The organism is Halopseudomonas oceani (assembly GCF_963677335.1).
Classification (GTDB): domain Bacteria; phylum Pseudomonadota; class Gammaproteobacteria; order Pseudomonadales; family Pseudomonadaceae; genus Halopseudomonas; species Halopseudomonas oceani.
Window position 1 is genome coordinate 1,532,593 of sequence record NZ_OY781932.1, and the last position, 14,910, is coordinate 1,547,502.

Annotated in this window: 13 protein-coding genes; all 13 read left to right on the top strand. The window is 60.9% G+C overall.

Annotation, left to right across the window (positions count from 1 at the left end; translation table 11 throughout):
• Positions 1-11: 11 nt before the first annotated feature.
• Complete coding sequence (fabZ, locus tag ACKPCU_RS07255; protein ID WP_104736975.1) at positions 12-449, top strand: 3-hydroxyacyl-ACP dehydratase FabZ; 438 nt, start codon at positions 12-14, stop codon at positions 447-449.
• Positions 446-1,222 carry an acyl-ACP--UDP-N-acetylglucosamine O-acyltransferase gene (lpxA, locus tag ACKPCU_RS07260; protein ID WP_321351014.1) on the top strand — a complete coding sequence of 259 codons (777 nt, stop codon included), beginning with the start codon at positions 446-448 and terminating at the stop codon, positions 1,220-1,222. Before fabZ ends, lpxA begins: the two co-directional genes overlap by 4 nt.
• A gap of 1 nt (position 1,223) precedes the next feature.
• Complete coding sequence (gene lpxB / locus ACKPCU_RS07265; protein WP_104736977.1) at positions 1,224-2,405, top strand: lipid-A-disaccharide synthase; 1,182 nt, start codon at positions 1,224-1,226, stop codon at positions 2,403-2,405.
• Positions 2,406-2,416: 11 nt separating this feature from the next.
• Positions 2,417-3,007, top strand: a complete 591-nt coding sequence (gene rnhB, locus ACKPCU_RS07270; protein ID WP_321351775.1) for a ribonuclease HII — start codon at positions 2,417-2,419, stop codon at positions 3,005-3,007.
• 104 nt (positions 3,008-3,111) lie between these two features.
• A complete protein-coding gene (dnaE, locus tag ACKPCU_RS07275) occupies positions 3,112-6,645 on the top strand; it encodes a DNA polymerase III subunit alpha (protein WP_321351016.1) in 3,534 nt (1,177 codons plus the stop codon).
• A gap of 98 nt (positions 6,646-6,743) precedes the next feature.
• Complete coding sequence (gene accA, locus ACKPCU_RS07280; RefSeq protein ID WP_104736979.1) at positions 6,744-7,700, top strand: acetyl-CoA carboxylase carboxyl transferase subunit alpha; 957 nt, start codon at positions 6,744-6,746, stop codon at positions 7,698-7,700.
• Positions 7,701-9,032, top strand: a complete 1,332-nt coding sequence (tilS, locus tag ACKPCU_RS07285; RefSeq protein WP_321351020.1) for a tRNA lysidine(34) synthetase TilS — start codon at positions 7,701-7,703, stop codon at positions 9,030-9,032. It abuts the gene before it with no gap.
• Between the two features lie 131 nt (positions 9,033-9,163).
• Positions 9,164-10,792 carry a CTP synthase gene (locus ACKPCU_RS07290; protein ID WP_104736981.1) on the top strand — a complete coding sequence of 543 codons (1,629 nt, stop codon included), beginning with the start codon at positions 9,164-9,166 and terminating at the stop codon, positions 10,790-10,792.
• A 21-nt stretch (positions 10,793-10,813) separates the two neighbouring features.
• Positions 10,814-11,659 carry a 3-deoxy-8-phosphooctulonate synthase gene (gene kdsA, locus ACKPCU_RS07295; RefSeq protein WP_104736982.1) on the top strand — a complete coding sequence of 282 codons (846 nt, stop codon included), beginning with the start codon at positions 10,814-10,816 and terminating at the stop codon, positions 11,657-11,659.
• A gap of 52 nt (positions 11,660-11,711) precedes the next feature.
• Complete coding sequence (eno, locus tag ACKPCU_RS07300) at positions 11,712-13,001, top strand: phosphopyruvate hydratase (RefSeq protein ID WP_321351023.1); 1,290 nt, start codon at positions 11,712-11,714, stop codon at positions 12,999-13,001.
• Between the two features lie 98 nt (positions 13,002-13,099).
• The gene (locus tag ACKPCU_RS07305) at positions 13,100-13,330 is read left to right on the top strand and encodes a septum formation initiator family protein (protein ID WP_088273905.1); all 231 of its coding nucleotides are present in this window, start codon (positions 13,100-13,102) and stop codon (positions 13,328-13,330) included.
• Positions 13,327-14,025: a 2-C-methyl-D-erythritol 4-phosphate cytidylyltransferase gene (gene ispD / locus ACKPCU_RS07310; RefSeq protein ID WP_321351025.1), complete on the top strand. Its 699-nt coding sequence runs from the start codon at positions 13,327-13,329 to the stop codon at positions 14,023-14,025. The genes ACKPCU_RS07305 and ispD overlap by 4 nt, the downstream gene beginning before the upstream one ends.
• 266 nt (positions 14,026-14,291) lie before the next feature.
• The gene (imuA, locus tag ACKPCU_RS07315; protein ID WP_321351027.1) at positions 14,292-14,903 is read left to right on the top strand and encodes a translesion DNA synthesis-associated protein ImuA; all 612 of its coding nucleotides are present in this window, start codon (positions 14,292-14,294) and stop codon (positions 14,901-14,903) included.
• Positions 14,904-14,910: the final 7 nt, after the last annotated feature.

The following is a 14,910-nucleotide window of genomic DNA, read 5'->3' on the forward strand; positions in this document are numbered from 1 at the left end:
GCCAGCTATACATGGATATTAACGAAATCAAAGAATACCTGCCCCACCGTTACCCCTTCCTGTTGGTGGACCGGGTTCAGGAGCTGGATCTTGAGAACAAGCGTATTCGCGCTTACAAGAATGTCTCGGTTAACGAACCTTTTTTTAACGGTCACTTTCCGCAGCACCCAATCATGCCGGGTGTGCTGATCATCGAAGCGATGGCTCAGGCGGCTGGTCTGCTCGGTTTCAAGATGATGGGCGTCAAGCCAGCCGATGGCACGCTCTATTACTTTGTGGGCTCCGACAAGCTGCGCTTCCGCCAGCCGGTAGTGCCCGGTGACCAGTTGCAGCTGGAGGCCAGTTATGTGAGTGACCGACGTGGCATCTGGAAGTTTGCCTGCCGTGCTACCGTTGACGGTAAAGAAGCCTGTTCAGCTGAAATTATTTGTGCGGAACGCAAGATATGAGTCGTATTCACCCTCTGGCGATTGTTGATCCGGCCGCGCGGCTGGCCGATGACGTCGAGGTAGGTCCCTGGAGTTATATCGGTGCTGACGTCGAAATCGGCGCCGGTACTGAGGTGGCTTCCCATGTGGTTATCAAGGGGCCGACGACCATCGGACGCGGGAACCGGATCTTCCAGTTTGCGTCGGTGGGCGAGGAGTGTCAGGACAAGAAGTACAAGGGTGAGCCTACCCGTCTGGTGATTGGTGACAACAACATCATCCGCGAAGGCTGCACCCTGCATCGCGGCACCGTGCAGGACCAGGGCATCACCCGTATCGGCAGCAACAACCTGCTGATGGCGTATGTTCACGTTGCGCACGACTGCGTGGTGGGCGATAACATCATCATGGCCAACAACGCGACTATCGCCGGTCATGTGCATGTAGGTGATGGCGCTATTTTGGGAGGCTACACGACGGTGCATCAGTTCTGTCGTATTGGCTCCTTTGCCATGAGCGCCGCCAATACCGCGGTGTTCAAGGATATTCCTGCGTTTGTCATGGTGGGGGGCAATCCCGCCAGCGCCCACGGCATGAACTTCGAAGGCATGCGTCGTCGCGGCTATTCCGCCGAACTGATCAGCGCGCTGCGCCGCTCCTACAAGGTGGTCTATCGTCAGGGCCTGACCACCAGCGAGGCCATGGCGCAACTTGCCGAAGCGGCTGAGCAGTTCCCGGAAGTGGCATTGTTCTGCACCTCCATCACCGAGTCGACCCGCGGCATCACCCGCTGATATGGCTGGTATCGCCTCGGTTCGTTCGGACAAACCCCTGTGTATCGCGCTGGTCGCTGGTGAGGCCTCAGGCGATACGCTTGGTGCGGGTCTGATCGCCGCGCTCAAGCAACGCTTCCCTAACGCACGCTTTATCGGTATTGGCGGTCCGCGCATGCTGGCTGAAGGCATGCAGACGCGCGTGCCGATGGAGCGTCTGTCGGTCATGGGCCTGATCGAGGTGCTTGGGCGTCTGCGCGAACTGCTGCGTATTCGCCGCGAGCTGGTGGATTATCTCAAGCAGCAACAGCCGGATGTGTTCATCGGTATCGATGCGCCGGATTTTGCTCTTGGCGTTGAGCAGCGCCTGCGCGATGTGGGGATTCCGACTGTGCACTACGTCAGTCCGTCGGTCTGGGCGTGGCGTGAGAAGCGGGTTCTGGGTATCGCTCAATCAACTGACCTGATGCTGACGCTGTTTCCTTTTGAAGAGGACGTGTACCGCCGGCACGGCGTTGCGGTGCGCTGCGTAGGCCACACGCTGGCTGATCGTATTCCGCTGGAGCCGGATCGTGCCGGTGCTCGGGAGACGCTTGGCCTGCCGACAGAAGGACGTGTGGTTGCGCTGCTGCCGGGCAGTCGCAATGGTGAGCTGCGCAAGCTGGGGCGGTTGTTTCTTGAGACTGCAGCCTGGTGCCTTGAACGCCAGCCTGACCTGCAGTTCATCATGCCCTGTGCCAGCCCCGAACGCCGTCAGCAGATGGACGCGATTTTGACTGAAAGCGGACTTGAGCTGCCGCTGACCCTGTTCGACGGTCAGGCTCACGAGGTGCTGGCTGCCTGTGATGCGGTATTGATCGCCTCGGGCACCGCCACGCTGGAAGCCATGCTGTTCAAGCGTCCGATGGTGGTGGCCTATCGTATGGCGGGGCTGACCTTCCGTATTCTCAAGCGGCTGGTCAAAGTGGGGCATGTGTCGCTGCCGAATCTGCTGGCCGGGCGCGAAGTGGCCCCCGAGTTCCTGCAGGATGCGGCGACGCCCGAGGCTATGGGCGAGGCGCTGCTGGCCCGCTTGCTGCCGACCGCAGAGCGCGCCGAAACCGAACAGATCTTTATGGAGTTGCACCAGATGCTGCGTCGTGACGCCGATCAGTGCGCGGCTGATGCGGTTGCCGATCTGATGGACGAGCGCGGACGTCTGTGAGTCAGCTCAGCATGGACTGGTCGTTGTCAGCAGGCGAGGAGTTGGTCGCCGGGGTTGATGAGGTAGGGCGCGGTCCGCTCTGCGGCGCGGTGGTTACCGCCGCAGTCATTCTGGATCCAGCGCGCCCGATCGAAGGGCTCAATGACTCCAAGAAGTTGACCGAGGCGCGACGAGAAGCGCTGTTCCCACTTATTCAGGAACGGGCGCTGGCTTGGTGCATCGCCCGCGCCGAGGTGGAAGAAATCGATCGGCTGAATATTTTGCACGCCACCATGTTGGCGATGCAGCGCGCAGTGGCGGGTCTGCAGATTCGCCCCGACCTGGTGCTGGTGGACGGCAACCGCTGTCCGGCGTTGCCGATGCGCAGTGAACCGGTGATCAAGGGTGATAGCCGGGTGCCGGCGATTGCGGCGGCGTCGATCCTGGCCAAGGTCGCGCGTGATCGTGAGATGCAAGAGCTCGACAAGCAATATCCCGGGTACGGCATAGCCGGTCACAAAGGGTATCCGACGCCAATTCATCTCGCCGCGCTACGTGAGCTTGGCGCGACACCCATTCATCGTCGTTCCTTTGCGCCGGTACGCAGGGCGCTGGAACAGTAACAGGCTGCAGCGGTCACATCGTTCTGTATGCTGCGACTGGCCGCAGCAGCTCCCCGTCGCTACAATTCTCTGCCTGACGCTTCGCCATCTGAAACAGGATCTCCATGTCATTTTCCTTTGTTCACCTGCGTGTCCACAGTGAGTACTCTTTGGTCGACGGACTGGTCAAGGTTAAACCCCTGATCAAGGCTGTTACCGAGGCGGGCATGCCGGCGGTGGCGATTACTGACCAGAGCAATATGTGCAGTCTGGTCAAGTTCTACAGGGCCGCGATGGGCGGCGGCATCAAGCCGATTTCCGGGGTTGATCTGTGGTTGACCGATGCCGAAGACGACAGCGTGCTGACCCGTATCAGCCTGCTGGCGATGAACCCCAAGGGCTACCGCAATCTCACCGAGCTGGTCTCGCGCGGCTATACCGAGGGCCAGCGCAACGGCGTTGTTACGGTTCGTCGGGAGTGGATTGCCGAGGCCAGCGAAGGAGTGATCGCCCTGTCGGCAGCCAAGGAAGGGGAGATCGGTATCGCGTTGCTGTCTTCCAGCCCCGAACGGGCCGATGAGCTGCTGGCCTACTGGATGGGTGTCTTCCCTGATCGCTTTTATCTCGAACTACAGCGCACCAGCCGCGTCAACGACGAGGAGCACGTGCACGCCGCCGTTGCACTGGCTGCCCGTACTGGCTGCCCAGTGGTGGCGACCAACGACGTTCGTTTTCTCAAGCGCGCTGATTTTGAGGCCCACGAGACTCGTGTCTGCATTGGTGAGGGCAGGGCGTTGGACGATCCGCGCCGAGTGCGCCAGTACAGCGAGGAGCAGTACCTGAAAACGTCGGAGGAGATGGCCGAGCTGTTCGCCGATATCCCCGAGGCGCTGGAAAACAGTGTTGAGATTGCCAAGCGCTGCAATATCGATGTCCAGCTGGGTACCTACTTCCTGCCGGAGTTTCCCATTCCAGATGGTCTGACCATCGAGGAATACTTCAAGAAGGTGTCCTTTGAGGGGCTGGAAGAGCGCCTGAAGGTGATTCTGCCGCCTGACACACCGGACTATGAGGCCAAGCGCCAGGTCTATATCGACCGTCTCAACTTCGAACTCGACATCATCAATCAGATGGGCTTTCCCGGCTACTTCCTGATCGTGATGGACTTTATCAAGTGGGCCAAGGGTAACGGCGTGCCGGTAGGGCCGGGCCGGGGTTCCGGGGCGGGCTCGCTGGTTGCCTATTCGCTGCTGATTACCGATCTCGATCCGCTGGCCTACGATCTGCTGTTCGAGCGCTTCCTCAACCCGGAACGTATTTCCATGCCCGACTTCGACGTCGACTTCTGCATGGAAGGGCGTGACCGGGTCATTGACTATGTGGCCGATGCCTACGGTCGTAACGCGGTATCGCAGATCATCACCTTCGGTACCATGGCGGCGAAGGCGGTGGTGCGCGACGTGGCGCGGGTGCAGGGCAAGTCCTACGGCCTAGCCGACAAGCTGTCGAAGATGATTCCGTTCGAGGTTGGCATGACGCTGACCAAGGCCTATGAACAGGAAGAGATTCTGCGTGATTTCCTCGCCAATGACGAGGAAGCCCAGGAGATCTGGGACATGGCGCTCAAGCTGGAAGGGATTACCCGTAACGTCGGCAAGCACGCCGGGGGGGTGGTAATCGCGCCGACCAAGCTGACCGACTTTGCGCCGCTGTATTGCGACGAATCCGGTGGCGGTCTGGTTACCCAGTTCGACAAGGACGACGTCGAAGCGGCGGGGCTGGTGAAGTTCGACTTCCTTGGTCTGCGGACCCTGACCATTATCAAGTGGGCGATGGAAACCATCCATCGAAAACAGCGCGAAGAGGGTGCAACTGACGAGGAGCTGGTCAACATTGACCTGATTCCGCTGGATGACGCGCCGACCTACAGCATGTTGCAGAAGGCGGAAACCACCGCGGTTTTCCAGCTTGAATCGCGCGGTATGAAGGAGCTAATCAAGAAGCTCAAGCCCGACTGCCTGGAAGACATGATCGCACTGGTGGCCCTGTTCCGCCCGGGCCCGCTGCAGTCAGGCATGGTGGACGACTTCATCAACCGCAAGCACGGGCGCGAGGAGGTTTCCTACCCGCACCCGAACTACCAGTACGCCGGCCTGGAACCGGTGCTCAAGCCGACCTACGGCATCATCCTGTATCAGGAACAGGTGATGCAGATTGCCCAGGTCATGGCGGGCTATACCCTGGGTGGCGCGGACATGCTGCGCCGCGCAATGGGTAAGAAGAAGCCGGAAGAAATGGCCAAGCAGCGCGGTGGCTTTATCGAGGGCTGCGCCAACAACGGCATTGATGCTGATCTGGCTGGTAACATTTTCGATCTGGTAGAAAAATTCGCCGGTTACGGCTTCAACAAGTCGCACTCGGCTGCCTACGGCTTGGTGTCTTACCAGACCGCCTGGCTGAAGGCCCATTACCCGGCGCCGTTCATGGCAGCGGTCCTCTCGGCAGATATGCACAACACCGACAAGGTGGTGACGCTGATCGAGGAATGCCGCAGCATGAAGCTGCGGATCAAGGCGCCGGATGTCAACGTTTCGGAATTCAAGTTCACCGTCGATGATGCCGGTGATGTGGTTTATGGCCTTGGCGCGATCAAGGGCGTGGGTGAAGGCCCAGTGGAGACCATCGTTGAAACCCGCATAGCTGGTGGCCCGTTCAATGACCTGTTCGACTTCTGTGCCCGGGTAGACCTCAAGCGGATCAACAAGCGGGTCATGGAAGCGCTGATTCGCAGCGGTGCACTGGATCGCCTGGGTCCGTTCTTTGCCGAGGAAGTTCAGGCCTATCAGAAGCAGATTGATCGCAATCGCGCTGCCCTGATGAGCGCCATGGAAGAGGCAATCGCCTCTGCCGAGCAGACCGCACGCAGTGCCGACAGCGGTCATGATGACCTGTTTGGCGATCTGCTTGGACCCTCGACCGAGCGCGATGTCTACGAGCCCTATCGCAAGGTGCGCGAGTGGACGTTCAAGGAACGCCTGCGCGGCGAAAAGGAAACCCTCGGTCTGTACCTCACCGGTCACCCGATTGATGAGTATGAGCGCGAGATTCGTCGCTTTGCCCGCCAGCGCATCCTTGACCTTAAGCCCTCCCGTGATAGTCAAACCATCGCTGGTCTGGTGTTTGACCTGCGGGTCATGAAAAACAAGCGCGGCGACAAGGTGGGCTTTGTCACCCTGGATGACCGCTCGGCGCGAATCGAGGTGTCACTGTTTTCCGAAGCCTACAATGCGGCGCAGGCGTTGCTGCAGAAGGACGCCATGCTGGTGGTCGAAGGGGAGGTCGCGGTTGATGACTTCTCCGGCGGCATGCGAGTGCGTGCCAAGCGCGTGATGAGCCTGGAGGAGGCGCGTACCGGGCTGCTCGATAGCGTAAGGGTGAACCTCGATGGCACTCGTCACGACGCCGCCGCGCTGAGCCGAATGGCAGGGCTGCTGCAGCAGTATCGCGGCGGCTGCCCGGTTACGGTCGAGTATCAGCGGGCCGATGCGGCAGCGCTGCTGCGCCTCGGTGACGAGTGGCGCGTGGAGCCAGCAGATGATCTGCTGCAAAGCCTGCGTGACCAGTTGGGCAAAGACAGCGTCTCTCTGCACTATAGATAGCGCAAAGCCGGGTGCTCGACGGGCGCCCGGCAATCCCGTAAGGTTATTTGCGAAACTTTTGGATGCCCGGTTCGGGCGCAAGCGGATGATGGATGCCTATGAGCAACAGCCAGAAATACTTGGAGTTTGAACAGCCAATTGCGGACCTGCAGGCCAAGATCGAAGAGCTGCGTCTGGTCGGCAGTGACAACGCGCTGAACATCACCGAAGAAATCACTCGGCTGCAGGAGAAGAGCAAGTCCCTGACCGAGAGCATTTTCGGCAACCTGAGCAGCTGGCAGGTCGCCCAGATGTCGCGTCACCCGCAGCGTCCGTACACGCTGGACTATATCCGTCACATCTTCACCGATTTTGAAGAGCTGCATGGTGATCGTCATTTTGCCGATGATGCGGCCATTGTTGGCGGTATCGCACGACTGGATGGCCGCCCGGTGATGATCATTGGTCACCAGAAGGGCCGTGACGTGAAGGAAAAGGTACGCCGCAACTTCGGCATGCCCAAGCCGGAGGGTTACCGCAAGGCCTGTCGCCTGATGGAAATGGCCGAGCGCTTCAAGATGCCGATCCTGACCTTTATCGACACCCCCGGCGCGTACCCGGGCATCGATGCCGAAGAGCGTGGCCAGAGCGAAGCGATTGCCTGGAACCTGCAGGTTATGTCGCGTCTGAAAACGCCGATCATCGCCACCGTTATTGGTGAGGGTGGCTCCGGCGGTGCACTGGCCATTGGTGTCTGCGATCATCTGATGATGCTGCAGTACTCGACCTATTCGGTGATCTCGCCTGAGGGCTGTGCTTCCATTCTCTGGAAGAGCGCCGAGAAGGCCGCTGACGCGGCGGCTGCCATGGGCATCACCGCCGAACGCCTGAAGGAACTGGGACTGGTTGATACCCTGATTCCCGAGCCGCTGGGTGGCGCGCAGCGCTCGCCTCAGGAAACAGCCGAGCGCCTCAAGCAGCAACTGGTGGAGCAACTGGCCAAGCTCGACGAGCGCACCCCCGAGCAACTGCTGGAAACCCGCTACCAGCGGCTGATGTCCTTCGGTATCCAGTAAATGCTGACACCGCAGGGGCTGCGCGAGCAGCTCAGCCCCTGTATGGGCGCCCCGGCCTGGTGGCTGGGGCTGTCTGGTGGTCTGGACTCCATGGTTCTGCTTGAGCTGCTGGTCCAAGCTCGCCAATCCTTTGATCTCCCCCCGTTGCACGCGATTCATGTTCATCACGGACTGCACCCCGAGGCTGACGCCTGGGCGGCGCATTGTCAGCGTGCCTGCGACGCCCGCGGTGTGCCGCTGACGGTGGTCCGGGTGCGAGTGGGGCAGAGTGCTAGTATCGAACAGGCCGCCCGCGACGCGCGCTACGCAGCCTTTGCCGAGGTGTTGCCAGACGGCGCTGAGCTGTTGCTGGCGCATCACGCCGACGACCAGCTGGAAACCCTGCTGTTTCGGTTGCTGCGGGGTACGGGTGTGCGTGGCCTGGCTGGCATGCCGCGTCGGCGACAACTGGGGTGCGGCTGGTTGTCTCGGCCATTGCTGGATGCGCCGCGTGCAGCGCTGGCCAGCTGGGCGCAGCGGCAGGGGGTGAGCTGGATTGATGATCCGGCCAATCAGGATGCGCGCTTTGCCCGTACCGCGTTGCGTCATCAGTTGTTGCCACGTCTGCGAGACGGCTGGCCGCAGATTGATCAAAGCCTGCTGCGGCTGGCGGATCATGCCCGTGAAGCCGGCGAGTTGCTGGATGAGCTGGCGCTCTCTGACCTGCGTGCTACTGCCGTCACCGAGCAGGATCCCTGGTTGCGGTCATGGCCGGGTCTTTTGCTGGCGCCGCTACAGGCACTGTCACCAGCCAGGCAGCGAAATGTGCTGCGGTACTGGTTGCGTGAACACGGGGTGTTGATGCCTGACCGACGGCACCTCGATCAATGGCTGCAGCAGTTGGTTGCCCCTGCCGATGCGCAGCCGGAGCTGCTGCTGGCGGATTGCCGCCTGTACCGTTCGTCAGATCGTCTCTGGCTGGTTAGTGGCGGCTGGCCGCAACGAGGTATACCGGAGTCGCTGTGCCCGCTGATTGAGCAGCCCTTGCAGGCCGGGAACGGTGTGCTCTGTTGTGCGCCGTCAACAAGCGGGTTGCGGGCTCCGGGGCTGGCTGGCTGGGAGGTTCGTTACCGACAGGGGGGCGAGCAGATAAAGCTGCCTGGGCGGCCGACACAATCGGTTAAGCAGCTGCTCCAGCAGGCCCGTGTGCCCGCCTGGCTGCGGGCTTCGGTGCCGTTGCTATACTCAGGCGGCGAGCTGGTTTCGGTGGCTGGGCGCTGGAATGCCGAGCAGGCTCTGGTGGACGGGATACAGAGTGGTTTTACGGTCAGTTGGAAGCCTGTTTCGGATTGAGCAAGCGGGGCCTGTCTGGTATCCTGACTTCCCATCTTGACGAGACTTTGGCTGACCCTTCAGGTCGCCTCTGACTCCCTTCGATTTCCTCGCGGTGCAAGCCGCTTAACTGTTCAATCTATGGGTTTTTCATGACGCGCTACATCTTCGTCACGGGTGGTGTTGTTTCTTCTTTGGGCAAGGGCATTGCCTCTGCGTCCCTCGCGGCGATTCTCGAGGCGCGTGGCCTCAAGGTCACCATGCTCAAGCTGGATCCCTATATCAACGTGGATCCGGGCACCATGAGTCCCTTCCAGCATGGCGAAGTCTTCGTGACCCATGATGGCGCGGAAACCGACCTCGATCTGGGTCACTATGAGCGTTTCGTCAACGCGACCATGAGCCAGAACAACAACTTCACCACCGGCCGTGTTTATGCCGACGTGCTGCGCAAGGAGCGCCGTGGTGATTATCTGGGCGCGACCATTCAGGTCATCCCGCACATCACCGACGAGATCAAGAGCCGCATCATCAAGGGTGCTGGCGATGCCGACGTGGCGCTGGTCGAAATCGGCGGTACCGTGGGCGACATCGAGTCCCAGCCGTTCCTGGAAGCCATCCGCCAACTGCGGGTAGAAGTCGGCGCCAAGCGCGCGATGTTGATGCACCTGACGCTGGTGCCGTACATCGCCACTGCTGGCGAGACCAAGACCAAGCCGACCCAGCACTCGGTCAAGGAACTGCGCTCCATCGGCCTGCAGCCCGACGTGCTGATCTGCCGCTCCGATCATCCGATCGACCTGTCCTCGCGCCGCAAGATCGCGCTGTTCACCAACGTGGAAGAGCGTGCGGTCATCGGCCTGGAAGACGTCGACACCATTTACAAAATTCCGTCTGTACTGCACGCCCAGGGCCTGGATGACTTCGTCGTCGAGCGTTTTGGCCTGGAATGCGGTCAGGCTGACCTGTCCGAGTGGGACCGTGTGGTTGACGCCAAGCTCAACCCTGAACACGAAGTCACCATCGCCATGGTCGGCAAGTACATGGAACTGCTCGATGCCTACAAGTCGCTGATCGAAGCCCTCAGCCACGCCGGCATTCAGGCACGCACCAAGGTCAATGTGCGCTACATCGACTCCGAAGACATTGAGCAGAAGGGCACTGGCCTGCTGGACGGCGTTGATGCCGTTCTGGTTCCGGGTGGTTTCGGCTCCCGTGGTGTCGAGGGCAAGATCACTGCCGTGCGTTACGCCCGCGAAAACAAGATTCCGTACCTGGGTATCTGTCTGGGCATGCAGGTCGCGGTCATTGAGTATGCCCGTAACGTGCTGGGCTGGAGCGATGCCAACTCTACCGAGTTCGACAAGACCTCCGGTCATCCGGTTGTCGGTCTGATCACCGAGTGGCAGGACGCATCCGGTGAGACCGAGTTGCGTACCGAAGCCTCCGATCTGGGTGGCACCATGCGCCTGGGTGCGCAGGAGTGTACGCTCGAGCAGGGCTCCAAGGCCTACGACTGCTACGGCAAGGACGTGATCGTTGAACGTCACCGTCACCGTTACGAGGTCAACAACAACCTGCTGCCCGATCTGCAGGCAGGCGGTCTGAACGTCTCCGGTCGTTCCGGCGACGGCGCACTGGTTGAAGTGGTTGAGGTCAAGGATCACCCGTGGTTCGTGGCGTGCCAGTTCCACCCGGAGTTTACCTCGACGCCGCGTTACGGCCACCCGCTGTTCAGTGGTTTCATCGGCGCCGCGCTGCGTCAGCACAAGAACGGCTGAGATTAAGGAAGAGGCTGGCTTATGGCACAGAAAATCGTGCGCGTTGGTGACATCGAGATGGCCAACGACAAACCCTTCGTTCTGTTCGGTGGCATGAACGTACTGGAATCGCGTGATCTGGCAATGCAGATCTGTGAACGCTACGTTGAAGTCACCAGCAAGCTGGGGATTCCCTACGTGTTCAAGGCCAGCTTCGACAAGGCCAACCGCTCGTCGATCAACTCCTTCCGCGGCCCCGGCATGGAAGAGGGGCTGAAGATCTTCGAAGAGATCAAGCGCACCTTTAACGTGCCGGTCATTACCGACGTGCACGAACCCTACCAGGCCGCGCCGGTTGCCGAGGTCTGCGACATCATCCAGCTGCCGGCTTTCCTGTCCCGGCAGACCGATCTGGTTGTGGCGATGGCCAAGACCAATGCTGTGATCAACATTAAGAAGGCCCAGTTCCTTGCTCCGCAGGAAATGAAGCACATCCTCACCAAGTGTGAAGAGGCCGGCAACGACCGCCTGGTGCTGTGCGAGCGCGGTTCGTCCTTCGGTTACAACAACCTGGTCGTCGACATGCTGGGCTTCGGCATCATGAAGCAGTTCGAATACCCGGTGTTCTTCGACGTGACCCACGCCCTGCAGATGCCGGGTGGTCGCAGTGACTCGGCCGGCGGTCGCCGGGCTCAGGTTACCGATCTGGCCAAGGCGGGTATGAGCCAGGGCCTGGCGGGTCTGTTCCTCGAAGCGCACCCTGATCCTGATAACGCCAAGTGCGACGGCCCCTGTGCCCTGCGCCTGGACAAGCTGGAGCCGTTCCTTGGCCAGTTGAAGGCGCTTGACGACTTGGTCAAGAGCTTCCCGGTTCTGGAAACGGCTTGAGCCGCTACCGATTTCACTCGATTGACCCGATATACGGAGCTAGCAAGTAAAGATGGCAAAAATCATTGATATCAAGGGCCGTGAGGTTCTGGACTCGCGTGGTAACCCGACCGTTGAAGCGGATGTAATCCTGGAAGGCGGCATCATGGGCAGCGCCTGCGCTCCTTCCGGCGCCTCTACCGGTTCGCGCGAAGCGCTGGAACTGCGTGATGGCGACAAGAGCCGTTACCTCGGTAAGGGCGTGCTCAAGGCCGTCGCCAATATCAATGGCCCCATCCGCGAGCTGCTGGTTGGCCGCGATGCGACAGCCCAGGCCGATCTGGACCGCGCCATGATCGAGCTGGACGGTACCGAGAACAAGGCCACTCTGGGCGCCAACGCCATCCTCGCCGTCTCCCTGGCTGCTGCCAAGGCGGCTGCCCAAGCCAAGGGCGTGCCGCTGTACGCGCACATCGCTGACCTGAACGGCACCCCCGGTGTCTACTCCATGCCGGTACCGATGATGAACATCATCAACGGCGGCGAGCATGCCGACAACAACGTCGACATCCAGGAGTTCATGGTGCAGCCGGTTGGCGCCAAGAACTTCGCCGATGCGCTGCGCATGGGGGCGGAGATTTTCCATCACCTCAAAGCCGTTCTGAAGGCCCGTGGCCTGAACACTGCTGTGGGTGACGAAGGCGGCTTCGCGCCGAACCTGGCTTCCAATGAAGACGCGCTGGCTGCCATCGCCGAGGCTGTTGCCAACGCCGGTTACACCTTGGGTGACGACGTCACTCTGGCACTGGACTGCGCTTCCAGCGAGTTCTACAAGGACGGCAATTACGATCTGGCCGGTGAAGGCAAGGTGTTCGATGCGGCCGGTTTTGCCGACTACCTGGCGGGTCTGACCCAGCGCTACCCGATCATCTCCATCGAAGACGGCATGGACGAGTCCGACTGGGCTGGCTGGAAAGTCCTGACCGACAAGATCGGCGAGAAGGTGCAGCTGGTCGGTGATGACCTGTTCGTGACCAACACCAAGATTCTCAAGCGCGGTATCGACGAGAAGATCGGCAATTCCATCCTGATCAAGTTCAACCAGATCGGTTCGCTGACCGAGACCCTGGAAGCGATCCAGATGGCCAAGGCTGCCGGCTTCACTGCGGTTATTTCGCACCGCTCCGGTGAGACCGAAGACAGCACTATCGCCGATTTGGCGGTGGGTACCGCTGCCGGTCAGATCAAGACCGGTTCGCTGTGCCGTTCCGACCGCGTATCCAAGTACAACCAGCTGCTGCGTATCGAAGAGCAGCTGGGTGACAAGGCGCCCTACAAGGGTCGCGCCGAGTTCCGCGGCTGATCGGTCTGGCGGGTACGTTCGAACGTACCCGCCATTCCTCGACAGGAGCATCCGGCTTGAAATGGCTCTGGTTCATTGCGCTGTCGCTGTTGGCGGCGATGCAGTACCGACTCTGGGTCGGCGAGGGCAGTCTTGCCCACGTTTCCCAGCTCAAGCAGCAGATTGCCGAGCAGCAGCGCGAGAACGAGCAGCTGCTGGAGCGTAATCGTGTGCTGACGGCGGAAGTCATCGAACTCAAGCAGGGGCTGGAAACTGTCGAAGAGCGTGCCCGTCGTGAGCTGGGCATGGTCAAGCAGGGCGAAACCCTGTTCCAACTGAGCGACCAATGAGCGTCGCTACACCCGATTTCTGGGTCGTTCTGCCCGCCGCCGGTGTCGGCGCGCGTATGCAGGCAGACCGTCCGAAGCAATACCTTCTCTGGGGTGAACGCACCCTGATCGAACACACATTGGCCTGCTTCCTGGATCAGCCGGGATTGCGCGGGTTGGTGGTATCCCTATCTGCAAATGATGGCTGGTGGCCGACGCTGCCCTGTGCGCAGGATACGCGTATCACCCGCGCAGTCGGCGGACGCGAGCGTGCGGACTCGGTACTCAATGGCCTGATTGCGTTACGCGAGCAGGGTGCGGCTGATGACGACTGGGTGCTGGTGCACGATGCGGCTCGCCCCAATCTGACCGATGGCGATCTACACAAGCTGCTGGACACGCTGGGTGATGATCCGGTCGGCGGCCTGCTGGCGGTGCCAGTGCGCGACACCCTCAAGCAGATTGGCCCGGATGGCCGGGTTACGGCAACGCCGGATCGCAGCCAGTTCTGGCAGGCCTATACCCCGCAGATGTTTCGCCTTGGGGCGCTGCAGCAGGCGTTGACTGATGCGCTGGCAGCGGGTGCGCTGATTACCGATGAAGCCTCAGCCATGGAGTGGGCCGGCCAGGCGCCGTTGTTGGTTGAGGGGCGGGCCGATAACCTGAAGATTACTCGTCCTGAGGATCTGGAGTGGTTGCGTCAGCGCGACTGTTGATCTTTCTTGCTAGCGTCTGAGCTGGCTTCCTTGCGTGGTATCGATGCCTTTCGGGCACAGCATGCTGTGCCCCTACGCCAATTTCTGGAACCTGCGCTGGGCGCGACATGTCGCGCCCGCAATAGATAATACCGCGCGCATGCCACCCCGAGCGCCGTGATTGCAGTCATCTTAAACGCCGTTGGTCGTGCCTGTGTGTTTGCAATTGACCGATACCATGCGAATAAATAAGCTGTACATATGTACAGTACATTTATGAGGTTTCCATGGGCGCGGTGGTTGCACTTGATCGGTTGCTGGAGACGCGGCGTGTCTGGCGCGGGCGACAGCAGAGTGAGCCGGTTGCCGAACAGCCGACTGGGCATGCGCAACTGGATGCGGTATTGCCCGGTGGTGGCTGGCAGCTGGCTGCGCTGAACGAGATTTTGCTGGGGCAACCCGGCAGTGGCGAGCTGCAGTTATTGTGGCCGCTGCTGGCACGACTGACCCAGGCAGGTGAGCGGGTGGTACTGGTGGGGGCGCCGGCGATTCCCTTTGCCCCGGCCTGGCAGGCGGCGGGTGTGGTGTTGGCGCAGGTATCGCTGCTGCAGGTCAGTGGCGCTGAGCGGCTATGGGCGGCGGAGCAGTGTCTGCGCTCGGGCAGCTGTGGTGCTGTGCTGTGCTGGCCGGAGCAGGCCGATGACCGAGCCCTGCGACGGCTGCAGGTGGCGGCTGACAGCGGCCAGACCCTGGCCTTTGTGTTGCGCCATCGGCGTGCTGCCGACAACCCGTCACCGGCTGCGCTGCGTCTGCTGCTGGATAACCAGCCTCGGCAGTGGCGGGTTCTCAAGTGCCGTGGTGGCGTGCCTCCGGCACGGCCACTCCCAGTGGCATTCTGAGGTCATC

What these genes read in the sequence shown, in the direction of transcription:
- kdsA (WP_104736982.1), top strand. Translation starts at nt 10,814, where the DNA reads ATGGCACAGAAAATCGTGCGCGTTGGTGACATCGAGATGGCCAACGAC.
- lpxA (WP_321351014.1), top strand. Translation starts at nt 446, where the DNA reads ATGAGTCGTATTCACCCTCTGGCGATTGTTGATCCGGCCGCGCGGCTG.
- imuA (WP_321351027.1), top strand. Translation starts at nt 14,292, where the DNA reads ATGGGCGCGGTGGTTGCACTTGATCGGTTGCTGGAGACGCGGCGTGTC.
- rnhB (WP_321351775.1), top strand. Translation starts at nt 2,417, where the DNA reads ATGGACTGGTCGTTGTCAGCAGGCGAGGAGTTGGTCGCCGGGGTTGAT.
- ACKPCU_RS07290 (WP_104736981.1), top strand. Translation starts at nt 9,164, where the DNA reads ATGACGCGCTACATCTTCGTCACGGGTGGTGTTGTTTCTTCTTTGGGC.
- tilS (WP_321351020.1), top strand. Translation starts at nt 7,701, where the DNA reads ATGCTGACACCGCAGGGGCTGCGCGAGCAGCTCAGCCCCTGTATGGGC.
- dnaE (WP_321351016.1), top strand. Translation starts at nt 3,112, where the DNA reads ATGTCATTTTCCTTTGTTCACCTGCGTGTCCACAGTGAGTACTCTTTG.
- eno (WP_321351023.1), top strand. Translation starts at nt 11,712, where the DNA reads ATGGCAAAAATCATTGATATCAAGGGCCGTGAGGTTCTGGACTCGCGT.
- fabZ (WP_104736975.1), top strand. Translation starts at nt 12, where the DNA reads ATGGATATTAACGAAATCAAAGAATACCTGCCCCACCGTTACCCCTTC.
- lpxB (WP_104736977.1), top strand. Translation starts at nt 1,224, where the DNA reads ATGGCTGGTATCGCCTCGGTTCGTTCGGACAAACCCCTGTGTATCGCG.
- accA (WP_104736979.1), top strand. Translation starts at nt 6,744, where the DNA reads ATGAGCAACAGCCAGAAATACTTGGAGTTTGAACAGCCAATTGCGGAC.
- ACKPCU_RS07305 (WP_088273905.1), top strand. Translation starts at nt 13,100, where the DNA reads ATGCAGTACCGACTCTGGGTCGGCGAGGGCAGTCTTGCCCACGTTTCC.
- ispD (WP_321351025.1), top strand. Translation starts at nt 13,327, where the DNA reads ATGAGCGTCGCTACACCCGATTTCTGGGTCGTTCTGCCCGCCGCCGGT.